The organism is Methylibium sp. Pch-M (assembly GCF_004136295.1).
GTDB classification, from domain to species: Bacteria; Pseudomonadota; Gammaproteobacteria; order Burkholderiales; family Burkholderiaceae_C; genus Methylibium; species Methylibium petroleiphilum.
Genome location: NZ_CP029606.1, coordinates 1,561,387 through 1,576,089 on the forward strand (window position 1 = coordinate 1,561,387; position 14,703 = coordinate 1,576,089).

General features: G+C 73.3%; 14 protein-coding genes. 10 read left to right on the plus strand and 4 right to left on the minus strand.

Translation table 11 applies throughout. The annotated features are described in order from the left end of the window. Positions 1-22: 22 nt before the first annotated feature. The 4 genes from C1M51_RS07455 to C1M51_RS07470 are packed head-to-tail and all read left to right on the plus strand — an operon-like array spanning position 23 to position 5,097. Entirely contained in the window at positions 23-1,333 is a 1,311-nt protein-coding gene (locus C1M51_RS07455; RefSeq protein WP_129448888.1) for a hypothetical protein, read from the plus strand. A gap of 9 nt (positions 1,334-1,342) precedes the next feature. Continuing rightward, complete coding sequence (locus C1M51_RS19065) at positions 1,343-2,185, plus strand: hypothetical protein (protein ID WP_207207813.1); 843 nt, start codon at positions 1,343-1,345, stop codon at positions 2,183-2,185. Between the two features lie 22 nt (positions 2,186-2,207). Next, positions 2,208-3,608, plus strand: coding sequence for an AAA family ATPase (locus tag C1M51_RS07465; protein ID WP_129448889.1), 1,401 nt, complete (start codon positions 2,208-2,210; stop codon positions 3,606-3,608). A gap of 7 nt (positions 3,609-3,615) precedes the next feature. Then, the gene (locus C1M51_RS07470; RefSeq protein WP_129448890.1) at positions 3,616-5,097 is read left to right on the plus strand and encodes a VWA domain-containing protein; all 1,482 of its coding nucleotides are present in this window, start codon (positions 3,616-3,618) and stop codon (positions 5,095-5,097) included. Between the two features lie 46 nt (positions 5,098-5,143). Here the strand turns inward: C1M51_RS07470 and C1M51_RS07475 are convergent, their stop codons facing one another. Then, positions 5,144-5,323, minus strand: a complete 180-nt coding sequence (locus tag C1M51_RS07475) for a hypothetical protein (protein ID WP_129448891.1) — start codon at positions 5,321-5,323, stop codon at positions 5,144-5,146. A gap of 102 nt (positions 5,324-5,425) precedes the next feature. Beyond that, positions 5,426-7,000 carry an alkaline phosphatase gene (locus tag C1M51_RS07480; protein ID WP_129448892.1) on the minus strand — a complete coding sequence of 525 codons (1,575 nt, stop codon included), beginning with the start codon at positions 6,998-7,000 and terminating at the stop codon, positions 5,426-5,428. A 169-nt stretch (positions 7,001-7,169) separates the two neighbouring features. Between C1M51_RS07480 and C1M51_RS07485 the strand changes: the two genes are divergently transcribed. Then, positions 7,170-7,394 (plus strand): hypothetical protein, encoded by a 225-nt coding sequence (locus tag C1M51_RS07485; protein ID WP_129448893.1) that lies wholly within the window; start codon positions 7,170-7,172, stop codon positions 7,392-7,394. 25 nt (positions 7,395-7,419) lie between these two features. On the opposite strand, the gene C1M51_RS07490 is transcribed toward C1M51_RS07485, so the two are convergent. Then, positions 7,420-8,358, minus strand: a complete 939-nt coding sequence (locus C1M51_RS07490; RefSeq protein ID WP_129448894.1) for a LysR family transcriptional regulator ArgP — start codon at positions 8,356-8,358, stop codon at positions 7,420-7,422. A gap of 95 nt (positions 8,359-8,453) precedes the next feature. On the opposite strand from C1M51_RS07490, the gene C1M51_RS07495 reads away from it, so the two are divergent. From C1M51_RS07495 to C1M51_RS07510, 4 genes are read left to right on the plus strand one after another with little or no spacing between them, the layout of a single operon-like run. Further along, entirely contained in the window at positions 8,454-9,107 is a 654-nt protein-coding gene (locus C1M51_RS07495; RefSeq protein WP_129448895.1) for a LysE/ArgO family amino acid transporter, read from the plus strand. Between the two features lie 16 nt (positions 9,108-9,123). Beyond that, positions 9,124-10,458, plus strand: coding sequence for a D-amino acid dehydrogenase (locus tag C1M51_RS07500; RefSeq protein ID WP_129448896.1), 1,335 nt, complete (start codon positions 9,124-9,126; stop codon positions 10,456-10,458). A 47-nt stretch (positions 10,459-10,505) separates the two neighbouring features. After that, entirely contained in the window at positions 10,506-10,775 is a 270-nt protein-coding gene (locus C1M51_RS07505) for a MoaD/ThiS family protein (protein ID WP_129448897.1), read from the plus strand. Positions 10,776-10,811: 36 nt separating this feature from the next. Further along, positions 10,812-11,909, plus strand: a complete 1,098-nt coding sequence (locus C1M51_RS07510) for an exo-alpha-sialidase (protein ID WP_129448898.1) — start codon at positions 10,812-10,814, stop codon at positions 11,907-11,909. A 213-nt stretch (positions 11,910-12,122) separates the two neighbouring features. Here C1M51_RS07510 and C1M51_RS07515 read toward each other — a convergent pair whose 3' ends face one another. After that, positions 12,123-13,067, minus strand: coding sequence for a LysR family transcriptional regulator (locus C1M51_RS07515; RefSeq protein ID WP_129448899.1), 945 nt, complete (start codon positions 13,065-13,067; stop codon positions 12,123-12,125). A 107-nt stretch (positions 13,068-13,174) separates the two neighbouring features. Between C1M51_RS07515 and C1M51_RS07520 the strand changes: the two genes are divergently transcribed. Then, positions 13,175-14,695, plus strand: coding sequence for a CoA-acylating methylmalonate-semialdehyde dehydrogenase (locus tag C1M51_RS07520; RefSeq protein ID WP_129448900.1), 1,521 nt, complete (start codon positions 13,175-13,177; stop codon positions 14,693-14,695). Positions 14,696-14,703 lie beyond the last annotated feature (8 nt).

Consider the following 14,703-nt stretch of genomic DNA (forward strand, 5'->3'; position numbering starts at 1 on the left):
TGCTCCTGCGAGGATCTCCGCCATGACCACCCCCCCTGCCCTCTCCTTCCGCCGTCCGCGTCGGCCGCTCGTTCCGTTCGCCACCGCGCTGGCCCTGAGCGCCGGCGTGGCCGGCGCCCAGCAGCCCGCTCCCAAGGGGCCGTCCAAGCCGCCGGTCGCCCAGGCCTGGATCGACGTCGCCACCTTCAGCGGCCTGGGCGCCGGCCTCGGCGGCCTGGGCGGCGGCGGCAACAACCCGCTGTCGGCGCTGGGCGGCCTGTTCGGCGTGGGCGGAGGCGGCACGGTGCCGTTCCTGTCGACGCAGTCCGGCGGCAGCGGTGGCCGCTACATGGACGTCACGCTCGCGACGCGCGCCAACCCGCAGCTCGCCGAAGGCACGCAGGCGCTGCCGGCCGGGCTGCAGCTCGGCCCGGCGCTCAAGCTGCTGTCGCCGAAGGACGCGAAGCCGGTGCCCGGCGACGACGGCGACGAGCGCGTCGATGAGCCGTCCGAGAAGCCCAAGGGCCGGCTGCTGCTGTACTGGGGCTGCGGCGACACCGTGCGCGCCGGCCAGCCGCGCGTGCTCGACGTCGCCAAGCTCAAGCCCGAGGACGTGGCCAAGTTCTTCATCTCGCGCCGCGCCACGCAGCGCGGCGCGCACAGTGCCAGCGGGCGGCCGCACTGGCCCAACCCGAGCGAGGGCAAGCGCGTGCCCGACGGCGGCTCGCTGGTCGGCGAGCACGAGTTCAAGGGCCAGGGCGTGCCCGAGGGCTTCAGGTTCGCGATCCCCGCGGCCAACGACCTGATGCCGGCGCTGACGCTCACCACCGCCGACAAGGCCGGCGCCACCGCGCTGGAGTGGAACGCGCTGCCGACCGCACGCGGCTATTTCGCCGGGGCCTTCGCCGGCAAGGGCGAGCAGGCCGACGGCGCCAGCGAGATGGTGATCTGGACGTCGAGCGAGCTGCCCGACACCGGCTTCGGCCTGTTCGACTACCAGACCAATCCGGCCGTCGAGCGCTGGGTGAAGGAGCGCGTGCTGCTCGCACCGACCACCACCCGCTGCACCGTGCCCAAGGGGGTCCTGCCGGCCGAGGGCTCGTTCCTGCGGCTGATCGCCTACGGCCCCGAGCTCAACCTCGCACACCCGCCGCGCCCGGCCGACCCCAAGGCGGTGTGGGAGCCGCAGTGGGCGGTGAAGCTGCGCGTCAAGTCGATGACCACCGCGATGCCCGGCATGCCGTCGATGGGCGACGTGATGAAGGGCGAGAGCGGCACCGCGCCCAGCGCGCCGCCGGCCGAGGAGAAGAAGCCCGGCGCGCTGGATCTGCTGCGCGGCGTGCTCGGCCGCTGAGGGGCGACGATGAAGCCGCCGACCCACCCGACAATCGCCGCCGCGCTGATCGGGCTGCTGGCCACGGCAGCGGCCACCGGCCCGGCCCGCGCCGACTACGTGGCCACGGCCGCCGAGGAGAAGGCGATGGCCGCGCGCATCGCCAAGTCGCCGCCCGGGCCGGCCGAGCTGGGCGGCGCGCCCTATCCCGGCGCGGTGCTCGACGTGCGCTGCTCGGCCGACCGCTCGGCCAGCCACCGCGGCAACCCGATGATGTACTGCTACCGCAGCCGCGACTCCGCGGCCCAGGTCAAGGCCTACTTCGACGGCCCCGGCCGGCTGTACGGCGACCGGCCCTCCGTGAGCGACGAAAGCCCGGGCACGATGATCCTGCACAGCGTCGACCCGAAGAAGCGCGCCTTCCTCGACGCCTTCCCGGCCGAGCCGCCCTCGGCGGCCGAACTGATCGCCCCGGTGCCGGCCGGCGCCCGCTATGACCGCAGCTGCTCGGCGCTGCGCAGCTGGTCCGACCGCCAGCGCAGCGACGTGCGCCGGGTCTACTGCTACCTGTCCGAGGCCGACGCCGGCAGCGTGCGCCGCGAACTCGGCGACTACCTCGGCACCCGCCAGCATGGCGTGCACGCACTGGCGGTCGATGCCTCCACCCCGACGGCCGTCCGCACGCGCATCGAGTACACGCTGCTGACCGCCGGGCCGCAGCCGCCAGCGCCCGCGCCGGCGCCGACCGCCGCGGCGACGCCGGCTCCCACCGCCCCGGCCCCGGCGGCCGAGCCGGCGCCGAGCCCGGCCACCGACACGGTCAAGCAGGCGACCGACGCGGTGAACAAGCTGCGCGGACTGTTCGGCCGCTAGGGTCCGCCGTCAGAATGGGGGCATGGATGCCCATGCCCCTGCTCCGGACCCGGCGCGCCTGCGCGCACTGATCGACTGGCTCGAACACGGCCTGCTCGAACGCGAGGCCGCCGTGCGGCTCGCGCTGCTGGCCGCGCTGGCCGGCGAGCACGTGCTGCTGATCGGCCCGCCCGGCACGGCCAAGAGCGCGCTGGCGCGGCGGCTGCAGCACGCCTTCGAGGGCGCACGCTGGTTCGAGCGGCTGCTGACACGCTTCTCGGTCCCGGAAGAATTGTTCGGCCCGCTGTCGCTGAAGGCGCTGGAGGACGACCGCTACGAGCGCCTCACCGAGGGTTACCTGCCCACCGCCGGCATCGCCTTCCTCGACGAGGTGTTCAAGGCCAACTCGGCGATCCTGAATGCGCTGCTGACCCTGCTGAACGAGCGCGAGTTCGACAACGGCTGCGAGCGCGTGCAGACGCCGCTGGTGTGTGTGGTCGGCGCCACCAACGAGGTGCCGGCCGACGAATCGCTGCATGCCTTCTACGACCGCTTCCTGCTGCGCGTGCCGGTGCAGCCGGTCAGCGACGCCGGCTTCGCCGCGCTGCTGGGGCTGGACGACAGTGCGCCGGGCGGCCTGCGGCCGATCACGCCCGCCGAGCGCGAAGGCCTGGCCGCGGCGCGCGACGCGGTGGTGCTGGACAGCGAGGTGCTGGACGCGCTGGCCGAGGCGCGCCGCTTCGTGCGCGAGCAGGCCATCGCGGTGTCGGACCGCCGCTGGCGCCAGACCGTCGGGTTGCTGAAGACCGCCGCTGCGAGCAGCGGCCGCGGCGCGGTGTCGCGCATCGACCTGTGGCTGCTGCCCTACTGCCTGGCCGAGCAGCCGGCGCAGCTGGCGCTGCTGAGCGACTGGGTGCACGCCACGCTGCTCGGCGCGCAGCCGCTCGAGGCCACTTGGCTCACGCGCGCGATCGAGGCCTTCGAGCAGCAGTTCGGCATCGAGTGCCAGCCGCGCCAGGACGACGGCGAAAGCGGCAAGATGGCGCTGGCGCATGCGATCGGCGGCCTGGAGCAGGGGCCCGGCGTGGCCCGCATGGTGACGGCGTCGCTGGAAGCGCGAATGCTGCCGCGCTACGGGGCACGCCACATCGCGGCGCGCGTGTCGCAGCTCGACGAGGTGCTGGCGCGCGCGCACGACCACCTGCAACCGCTGCGCGCCCGCGCCGCCGCCATGGGCCAGGCGCTGCAGCAGGCCCTGTGGCTGCCGCCGACGCTGGCGGCGCAGATCGCCGCGGCCCATGCGGACTCGCTGCGGACCCTGGAGGCGCTGATCGCGCGGCTGCAGGCGGTGCGGGCCGACTTCGCGACGCTGCCGATCGACGCCGCGGTCACCGACCCGGCGCCGGCGCCGGTGCGCTGGAGCGAAGCGGCGGCCACGGCCTGAACGCCCGATGGACCCACGCCTGGCCGCCGTCGACCGGCCCTACGATGGCCTCGCTGCGTTGCCGCGCGAGCTATGGCTGCCGACGCTGATCACCGCGGTCGGGACCAGCGAGGCGCGGCTGCGGCAGGCGCCGGCCTGGCTCGCGGCGCTCGAGGCCGGCGAGTTGCCCGACGCGGCGCTCGACTTCGACGATCCGCAGGCGCTGCGGCCATTGCGTCAGGCGATCGGCGAGCTGGGCCTGCACGAACTGGCGCGCGAGGCCCCAGCTGCAGCGCAGCAGGTGCTGCGCACGGTGCTGTGGCATCTGGACCGGCTGATCGACCGCCCGGCCGACGAGCCGCGCGAGACCGCGATCGCCGAGATGGTGGCGGCGTTCCGCGCCGAATGGACGCTGCTGCACGCCGACTGGGAGCACCTGCTCGCGCTGCTGCAGGACTTGGGCGAGCTCGCGGCCCTGCAGCGCGACGCGCTGCGCGGCCGGCTGGCGCGGCGCGAATGGCAGGCGGCCCAGCAGCTGGCGGCGCTGCTGACGCGCAACCCGGCGCTGGTGGCGCTGATCGCCTCGCTCGGCCGAGGCCTGCCGCGCGAGGCGTCGCCGCAGCCGGCCCCGACGGCCCCCGGCCGCACGCGCGTGCTCGGCCAGCTGGTCGAGACGCGCCTGCCCGACGCGCCGGGCGAGATCCTCGGCGTGCGCCCGGGTCGCAACCTGGCGCGCATGCTGCCGTCCGAGGCGGCGCAGCTGCGCCATCCGCTGCTGCACAAGCTGTGGCGCGCACGGCTGGCCGAGGCGCGGCTGATGGTGTGGGACGAGGAGGCCGTGCTGTTCGACCAGCGACCGGGCGGCGCCACGCCCCTGCGCGCCGCGGCGCAGGCCGCGCCGCCCCCGCTGGCGCGCGGCCCGATGCTGGTCTGCGTCGACACCTCGGGGTCGATGCGCGGCGCACCCGAGCAACTGGCCAAGGCCGTGGTGCTGCAGGCGGCGCGCACCGCGCACCGCGAACGGCGGGCCTGCCAGCTGATCGCCTTCGGTGGTGCCGGCGAGCTGCTGACCCACGAGCTGGCGCTGACGCCGGCCGGGCTGGACGCACTGCTCGATTTCATCGGCCAGGCCTTCGACGGCGGCACCGACCTGGCGGCACCGCTCGCGCATGCGGTGGCCGCGGTCCACAGCGCGCGCTGGCAGCAGGCCGACCTGCTGCTGGTCAGCGACGGCGAGTTCGGCTGCACGCCGGCCACGCTGGCGCTGCTGGACGGCGCGCGGCAGCGCCACGGCCTGCGCGTGCAGGGCGTGCTGGTGGGCGACCGCGAGACGATGGGCCTGCTCGAAGTCTGCGACGCCATCCACTGGGTGCGCGACTGGCGCCGCTACGCGCCGGACCCGCAGCGCGCCCACGCCGACGGCCACTCGCCGGTGCACAGCAAGAGCCTCACCGCGCTCTACTTCCCCAATGCGCTGAGCGAGCGCGCGCGGCGCCACCTGCAGGTCTGAGCGTGGCCCGAAGCCGCCCGGCTTTGCGTGAAGCGCGGCAGGCCGCTCAGCGCGGCGGGCGACGCGGCGCGGTGGGCCGGTCGTAGGCCTCGCGCGGCAGTGTGAGATCGAGCCCCCAGGCGGTGCCGCAATCGGCCGGGTCGGCCGGCGGGTGGACGACATGCGGCTCGGCGCGAGGCAGGTGCCAGCGCAGCAACCATCGTTTCCACCACAGGGACAGGTCCATGCACGCAGTCTGCGCGGATGCCGCTCCGGGGAGCGCCGGAATTGCGGGGCTTTATCGGCCCATTGCCACCGGGTGAGGCGACGGCGTCGCCCTGCGGTGCGATCAGGCGTCGCGTTGCGGTCCGGCGCGGCCCGCCTCGACGACGAAGGCGGCCTGGGTGTGGACCCGCGCATCGGCCGCCACCGGGAAGGCTGTGGCGCGCAGCTCGGCGTGCAGACGCTGCGGCGTGAGGTCGAGCAGCACGTAGCCGCGCTCGTCGCTGCGCGCATGCAGCAGGTCGGGATTGCTGCTGCGCATCAGCGCCGTGGCGGTGTCGGACAGCCCGCGCGACGTGAGCGAGCTGGTGGCGAACTCGCTGGCGACCACCGGCGAGCGCGGATCGCCGACGTCGGCGCGCAGGCGCGCGGCCACGTGGCGGTGCACGTCGCCGCCGAGGCAGACCACGTTGCCCTGCGGCTGCCCGGCGATCGCCCGCATCAGGCGTGCGCGCGCCTTCGGATAGCCGTCCCAGCCGTCGCTGAAGAGGCTGCGGCCGAGCGGCGTGTCGATGCCGCTGGGCGCGATCTGCGTGCCCTGGGCCAGCAGGCGCCAGCCGCGCCGGCTGGCGGCGAGCTGCTCGCCGATCCAGTGCTCCTGCGCGGCGCCGAACACCGTGGCCGACTCGTCCTCGAGCGTCTCGCACTGCGTGAGGATGCGCCCCCCGGCCACGCCGGGCGCATTGCAGGGCTGCAGCGAGCGGTATTGGCGGTTGTCCAGCGTCCACAGGTCGGCCAGCCGGCCCCAGCGGTAGTGCGCGTGGATGCGCATCTGCGCGCCCACCGGCGCACTGCGCGGCGACACCGGCATGTGCTCGAAGTAGGCCTTGTAGGCGGCCGCGCGCAGCTGCAGGAACGCCGCCGCGCTGCGCGAGGGATCGCGCGAGGCGTCGGCGGCGTAGTCGTTCTCGACCTCGTGGTCGTCCCAGGTCAGCACCCAGGGGTGGGCCGCATGGGCCGCGCGCAGGGCGGCGTCGAGCTTGTAGGTGACGTGGCGCTGGCGGAAGCCGTCCAGCGTGGTCGGCTGTGCCGCCTCGTGCGGTCGGATGCGCAGGCGCGCGTTGCTGGATTCGTAGAGGTAGTCGCCGACGAACAGCACCAGGTCGAGGTCGCGCGCGGCGATCTCGCGGTGCAGCGTGAACTCGCCCTGCTCGTAGTGCTGGCAGGACGCCAGCGCGATGCGCAGGCGGCCGACCTCGGCCTCGGGCGCCGGCGCGGTGCGGGTGCGCCCGAGCGGGCTGGTCGCCTCCCCGGCATGGAAGCGGTAGAAGTAGCGCCGGTCGCTCGGCAGGCCCGTCACCTCGGCGTGCACGCTGTGCGCGTGCTCGGGCCGGGCCCAGACCACGCCAGTGCGCCGTTCGATCGAGAAGCCCTCGTCCTCGGCCAGTTCCCAGCGCACCGCGATGGGCGCGTCGGGCAGGCCACCGAGCGGTTCGCGCGGCCTCGGGGCCAGCCGGGTCCACAGCACCACGCCGTCGGGCGCCGGCATGCCGCTGGCGACGCCGAGCGTGAAGGGGTCGGCGCCACCGCGGAGCGTCTCGGCCCGCTCGCCACTGCGGCCGACGCCGGGCGCGAACAGCGTGCCGAGCGCCAGTGTGGCCGCACGGCGGCCGAGGCGATGGAGGAAATCACGGCGCCACATGAGGCGGCCGATTGTGCCCAGCGTCCGTGAAGATCCGGTGGCGCCCCGCTGCGTTTCGTCACGACTTCCCTAGCTTGGCGGCTTGGCCGTGGCGGCCCGATCGCCTAACCTCGTCGTTCGGGCCGCGGCCCGCTTCATGCTTGTCGCACTGCAACCCTCGGCCATTCCCATGACCCGCACTTCTCTGCAAGCCATCACCTGGGGCACGGTCAGCGCCGCCGTGGTCAGCGCGATGCTGCTCGCTGCGGCGGGCGACGACGCGTCCGAATGGCGCTTCGAGCCACCGAGCGCGGGGGTGCGCCCGGCGTCGCTCGGCCGCCACGGCGCCCCCGAGCGCCTGCAGCCGGCGCCGCAGCCGAACCAGCGTTCGTCACCGGACGCCGCGTCGCGCTGAGTGCGCGGCGGCGTCCGCGCCGCCGTCAGCGATCCAGCGCCATGGCAGCGCCGCGCGCCAGCGCTGCGCCCACCTCGTCCAGCCGCGCGGCGCGCACCGGCAGGCCACTGTCGTCGCCCAGCTTCCACTGGTGCCAGTAGAGCGCCACCTCGATGCCGATGTCGGGGCGCAGGCACAACAGCTCGCCTTGCGCGAGCCGTTCGCGCACCTGCAGCTCCGGCACCACGCCGATGCCCCAACCCAGGGCGGCGGCCCGCACATAGGCCTCGGAAGACGGCACGAAACGCTCCTCCAGCCGTGGCGCGCGCACCCCGAAGGCCTGTGCGACCCACTGCGTCTGCGTGTCGTCCTTGCGGTTGAACACCAGGAAAGGCACGCGCGCGAAGTTGCCGCGGTGCAGCCCGGCGGCCGCGTCGCCGTCCAGCTCGCGTGCCACGAAGCCGGGGCTGGCCACCGCGATGTAGCGCATCACGCCGAGCGGCTCGACGCGGCATCCGCGCAGCGCCTGCGGCACGGTCGACACGCAACCCAGCACCTGGCCCTGGCGCAGCCACTCGTGGGTGAAGTCCTGGTCGTCGACGATCAGCTCCAGCCCGAAGCCGTCTTTCAGGCCCTGCTGGACCAGATCGTCCAGCGCCGGCAGCACCCAGGTGGCCAGGCTGTCGGCGTTGACGGCGATCGGCAGCCGGGCCTGCGACTGCATGCGCTCGCCGAGCTCGCGGGCGACGTCGGCGCGCATGGCCTGCAGTTGGCGCGCGAAGCGCAGCAGCACCTTGCCCGGCTCGGTCAGCCGCAATGGCCGGGCGCGCACCACCAGCAACTGGCCGACCTGGGATTCCAGCGCCCGCAGCCGCTGCGACACCGCCGACTGCGTGATCGACAGCCGCTGTGCGGCGCGCTCGAAGCTGCCATCGTCGGCCAGCGCCGCCAGGCAATCGAGCGCGGCGGGATCGAGGTTCTGCATGGCGCGGTCCCGGTCAATTGATCAGTGTTTCTAATGTAATGCCAATAACTTGAATCACACTTCACTGGGGGGCGGGCCCTGGCCACAATCCCGCCATGCTGTCCACCGGCCTCCCGCTCGATCCCGCCGTGCCCACCGCGCTGCTGCAGGGCGCGCTGATGATGGGCGGCCTGATCGTCGCGATCGGGGCCCAGAACGCCCTGGTGCTGCGCCAGGGCGTGATGCGCGCGCACGTGCTGCCGGTGGTGCTGCTCTGCACGCTGTCCGACTGGCTGCTGGTGGCGCTGGGCGTGTTCGGCCTCGGGGCGCTGATCGCCGCGCAGCCGCTGCTGCTGGAAGCCTTCCGCTACGGCGGTGCGGCCTTCCTCGTGGCCTACGGCTGGCGCGCCGCGCGCCAGGCCTGGCTGGGCACGGCCGCCGGGCTGCAGATCGCGGGCAGCGGCGGCTCGCTCGGCGGCGCGCTGACGACCACGCTCGCGCTCACCTACCTGAACCCTCATGTCTACCTCGACACCGTGGTGCTGGTCGGCGGCGTCGGTGCACAGCATGCCGGTGCGGCGCGGCTGGGCTTCGTCGCCGGGGCCTGGCTGGCGTCGGCGGCGTGGTTCGCGCTGCTCGGCTTCGGGGCGGTCGGCGCGGCGCGCTTCTTGCGCCAGCCCGCCGCATGGCGGGCGATCGACGCGCTCGTCGCGGTGGTGATGTGGGCAGTCGCGGCGCAGTTGATGCTGACGCCCCTGAAGCAGGCTTGATGAGGAGTTCGCCATCATGAAGGTCATCGTCCTGGGCGCCGGCATCATCGGCGTGAGCACCGCCTGGTACCTGCTCGAGCAGGGGCACGAGGTCACGGTCGTCGACCGCCAGCCCGATGCCGCGCTGGAGACCAGCTTCGCCAATGGTGCGCAGATCTCGGTCAGCTTCTGCGAGCCCTGGGCCAACGCCGAGGCGCCGCTGAAGGTGCTGAAGTGGCTGGCTCGCGACGACTCGCCGCTGCTGTTCCGCCCCAAGCTCGATCCCTGGCAATGGCGCTGGGGCCTGAGCTTCCTGACGCAATGCACCGACGGCGCCTTCGAACGCAACGTCCAGCAACTCGTCGCGCTGGGTCGCTACAGCCACGAGTCGCTGAAGGCCCTGGTGGCGCAGACCGGCATCGAGTACCACCGGCTCGAACGCGGCATCCTGCACTTCTTCAGCAGCCAGAAGGACTTCGAAGGCGGCGCGGCCGGTGCCGAGCTGATGCGCCGCCACGGCGTCGACCGCCGCGTGCTGTCGCGCGAGGAGGTGCTGCGCGTCGAGCCGGCGCTGGCGAGCTACGGCCCGCGCATCGCCGGCGGCACCTACACGCCGAGCGACGAGTCGGGCGATGCGCGCGTCTTCACGCAGCAACTGGCGAAGCGCTGCGCCGCGCGCGGCGCGGTCTTCCTCTACGGCCACGCGATCGATGGCCTGGACCGCGAAGGCGATCGGCTGGGCGCGGTGCGCGTCCACGACCTCGCGTCGCAGCAACCGCGCACGCTGAAGGCCGATGTCTTCGTCGCGGCCCTCGGCTCCTACACGGCGCCGCTGCTGCGCCCGCTCGGCGTGCACCTCAACATCTATCCGGCCAAGGGCTACTCGGCGACGCTGAAGCTGCGCCAGCCTGAGCGCGCCAGCGTGGTCAGCATGATCGACGACGCGCGCAAGATCGCCGTCTCGCGACTGGGCGACGAGGTCCGCATCGCCGGCACCGCCGAGCTGGCCGGCTACGACACCGGTCTCGACAGCCCCACCGCGCGCGTGCGCTGCCAGGCGCTGGTGCGGCGCTATGAAGAGCTGTTCCCCGGCGTGGCCGACCTGTCCGCACCGAACTTCTGGGCCGGCCTGCGGCCGAGCACACCGACCAACATTCCCTGCATCGGCCGCAGCCGCATCGCGAACCTGTGGGTCAACGCCGGCCACGGCACGCTCGGCTGGACGCATGGCGCGGGCTCCGGGCGGGCGCTGGCTGAACTGATCAGCGGCCAGCGGCCGGCACTCGAGTTCGGCTTCCTCGGCGAGCGCCGGAGCGGCACCGCCTGGGCTGGTGCACGCCGCGCCGCGGCGGCAGCGCCCTCGCAAGCCTGACGCGCCGACGCACCACCGGCCCGCCTGCAGCGGCAGAATCGTGCGCGATGGTCAGCGTCACGTTCACAGCCCACCTGCAGCGCCACGTCGATTGTCCGCGGCACGTGCTGCAGGCCGCCACGCTGGCCGAAGCCCTCGAGCAGGTGTTCAAGACCAGCCCGCGGGCGCGTGGCTACCTGCTCGATGACCAGGGCGCCCTGCGCGCCCACGTCGCGGTCTTCATCGACGGGCAGCGGGCCCGGGATCGGCGGCACCTGAGCGACGCGCTGCGCCCCGATGCCGACGTGCACGTGCTGCAGGCGCTGACCGGCGGCTGAAAGCGCATCGCGTTCCTCGATGCCAAGGAGAGCCCCATGCCGTCGAACCGACTCTGGGTCGCCACCCGCAAGGGTTTGCTGGGCTGGCACCGCGACGACAACGGCGGGTGGCGGCCGAACGCCGCACCGGCCTTCCTCGGCGACCCGGTCAGTCAAGTCCTGCATGACGCCCGCGACGGCGCGCTGTACGCCGCGCTGAACCTTGGCCATTTCGGCTGCAAGCTGCACCGCAGCGACGATGGTGGCAGCCACTGGCAGGAGCTGGCCGCACCGGCCTATCCGGCCAAGCCGGACGGCGACGACGATCCGGCGCCCTGGGATCTGAAGCTGATCTGGAGCCTCGCCGCCGGCGGGCCTGAACAGCCCGGCGTGCTGTGGGCCGGCACCATCCCGGGCGGCCTGTTCCGCTCCGAAGACCGGGGTGCGAGCTGGCGACTGGTCGAGTCGCTGTGGCAACGCCCCGAGCGCCGCGGCTGGTTCGGCGGCGGCTACGACCACCCCGGCATCCACAGCGTGCTGGTCGACCCGCGCGACAGCCGGCGCCTGCTGCTCGGGATCTCGTGCGGCGGCGTCTGGCGCAGCGACGACGACGGCGCGAGCTGGGCCCTGTCGGCGCAGGGCATGCGCGCGGCCTTCATGCCGCCCGACCAGGCTCACGAACAGAACATCCAGGACCCGCACCGCGTGGTGCAGTGCCGCGCCGCACCGGACACGCTGTGGGCCCAGCACCACAACGGCATCTTCGTCAGCCGCGACGGCGCACGCAGCTGGCAGGAGGTCACCGAGGCCGGCCCCTCGGTGTTCGGCTTCGCGGTTGCCGTCCACCCGCAGCAACCTGCGACCGCGTGGTTCGTGCCGGCCGTGAAGGACGAGTGCCGGGTACCGGTCGAGGGCCGGCTGGCGGTGACGCGCACCCGCGACGGCGGCGCCAGCTTCGAGACGCTGACGCGCGGGCTGCCGCCGCCGCCCGCCTACGACCTGGTCTATCGCCACGCGCTCGTGGTCGATGCCGGCGGCGAGTGCCTCGCGATGGCGTCCACCAGCGGCAACCTCTGGCTCAGCGGGAACGGCGGCGACGACTGGCAATGCCTGTCCACCCACCTGCCGCCGGTGAGCGCGCTCGCATTCGATTGAACGCAGCGGCGGCCCCCCCGAACCCCTACGTTATGGGGATGGGTGTGCAACGCCCCGACTCCTACAGTTTCCTCACCCGCTGTCACACGGAACAAGGATGCGCGCGCCGGCGCCACAGCGATCACCCTTCGCGGCGCGGCACGCTCCAACAGTCCCAACGATGTCCTTTCCCAAGGACTTGCCAGCCCACCCTCCCCGGTGGGCTGTTTTTTTTCAGGGCTCGAAACCCGGCGCCAGGGCGGCACGCAGGTGCTCGACCAGCGAGCGCACGGCCCGCGGCACCTGCGCGCTGAAGGGTCGCAGCGCATAGATCGCATCGCCGAAGAAGCCGACCGGCCGCCAGTCGGGCAGCACCTCGCGCAGCCGACCGGCCTTCACCGCCGCCGCGGCGCTGAAGTCGGGCAGCAGCGCGAGCCCCAGCCCGGCCAGCACTGCGTCGCGCAGCACCTCGGAGTTGTTGGCCCGCAGCGGGCCGGTCACGGTGACGCGGGCCCGCTCCGGCTCGCCGCGGCGGCCTCGGGCCGCGGCCTGCTCGAAGGCCCACAGCGCCGGCCCGCTGCGCAGATAGGGCAGGCAGTCGTGCCCCGCCAACTCGTCGGGATGGCGCGGCGTGCCACGCCGCCGCAGGTAGGCCGGCGAGGCCAGCAGCAGCGTGCGCGACGCGCACAGCTTCCACGCCACGTGGCTGTCGGGCGGCGCGCTGGTGTGGCGCACCGCCAGGTCGAAGCCCTCGTGCGCGAGGTTGACCAGCCGGTCCGACAGGTCGAGCTCGACGCGGATGCCGGGCCAGGCCCGCAGAAAACTCTCGAGCTGCGGCCCGACGTGCTGGCGCCCCAGCGCGACCGGCGCGGTCATCCGCACCAGGCCCTGCGGTTGCGAGGCCAGGTCGCGCACGCCGAGCAGGCTCTGCTCGATCTGCGCGAAGCTGGCGGCGGTCTCGTCGACCAGCTGCTTGCCGGCCTCGGTGAGCCGCACGCTGCGCGTCGTGCGCTGCAGCAGCGGCACGCCCACCGCCCGCTCGAGTTCGGCGATGCGCTGGCTGACCGCCGCCTTCGACAGGCCGAGCCGCTGCGCGGCGAGCGTGAAGCTGCCGCTCTGCGCGATCGTGCCGAGGGCATGCACGTGGGGCCACAGCGGCGCGTTGGGGGTCGTGCTCATGCGCCCATTGTTCACCCAAACGAACAATGTAGTCACGCAACGTGACTGGTCAGACCCGCCTGGCGCACCTAAGCTGCAGGGATCGAATCATCGCCAGGAGACACGACATGGGCGCTCCCGAAGCTTTCACCGCCACCGCCGAGATCGGCCACTTCATCGGCGGCCGCGCCGTGCCCAGCACGAGCGGGCGCCGCCAGGCGGTCTACAACCCGGCCACCGGCGCCGTCGCGCGCCAGGTCGCGCTGGCCTCGGCCGACGAGGTGAACGCTGCGGTCGCCGCCGCGCAGGCCGCGTTCCCGGCCTGGGCCGACACGCCGCCGCTGCGCCGCGCGCGGGTGCTGAACAAGTTCCTCCAACTGCTCAACGAGCAGCGCGACACGCTGGCCGCGATGATCACCGCCGAGCACGGCAAGGTGTACACCGACGCGCAGGGCGAGGTCACGCGCGGCATCGAGATCGTCGAGTTCGCCTGCGGCGCGCCCCAGTTGCTGAAGACGGACTTCACCGACCAGGTGGGCACCGGCATCGACAACTGGGTGCTGCGCCAGCCTCTGGGCGTGGTGGCCGGCATCACCCCGTTCAACTTCCCGGTCATGGTGCCGATGTGGATGTTCCCGATGGCCATCGCCACCGGCAACAGCTTCGTGCTCAAGCCCAGCGAGCGCGATCCCAGCCCCAGCCTCTTCATCGCCGAGCTGCTGAAGCAGGCCGGCCTGCCCGACGGCGTGTTCAACGTCGTGCAGGGCGACAAGCTGGCGGTCGACACGCTGCTGACCCACCCCGACGTGAAGGCGGTGAGCTTCGTCGGCTCGACGCCGATCGCGCAGTACATCTACGAGACCGGTGCGAAGCACGGCAAGCGCGTCCAGGCGCTGGGCGGCGCGAAGAACCACATGGTGGTGATGCCCGATGCCGACCTGGAGCAGAGCGTCGACGCGCTGATCGGCGCCGCCTACGGCTCGGCCGGCGAGCGCTGCATGGCGATCTCGGTGGCGGTGCTGGTGGGCGACGTGGCCGACCAGATCGTGCCGAAGCTCGCCGAGCGCGCCAGGGCGCTGAAGGTCAAGAACGGCATGGAGCTCGACGCCGAGATGGGCCCGATCGTCACGCCGCAGGCGCTCGAGCGCATCGAGGGCTACATCGCGCACGGTGTCGACGAGGGCGCGAAGCTGGTGGTCGACGGCCGCGGCCTGAAGGTACCCGGCCACGAGCAGGGCTTCTTCACCGGCGGCACGCTGTTCGATCACGTGACGCCCGAGATGAAGATCTACAAGGAGGAGATCTTCGGCCCGGTGCTGGCCTGCGTGCGCGTGCCCGATTTCGCCAGCGCGGTGGCGCTGGTCAACGCGCACGAGTTCGGCAACGGCGTGGCCTGCTTCACGCGCGACGGCCACGTGGCGCGCGAGTTCTCGCGCCGCATCCAGGTCGGCATGGTCGGCATCAACGTGCCGATCCCGGTGCCGATGGCCTGGCACGGCTTCGGCGGCTGGAAGAAGAGCCTGTTCGGCGACATGCACGCCTACGGCGAGGAGGGCGTGCGCTTCTACACCAAGCAGAAGTCGGTGATGCAGCGCTGGCCCGAGAGCACGCCCAAGGGCGCCGAGTTCGTGATGCCGACGTCGAAGTAGGCCGACGC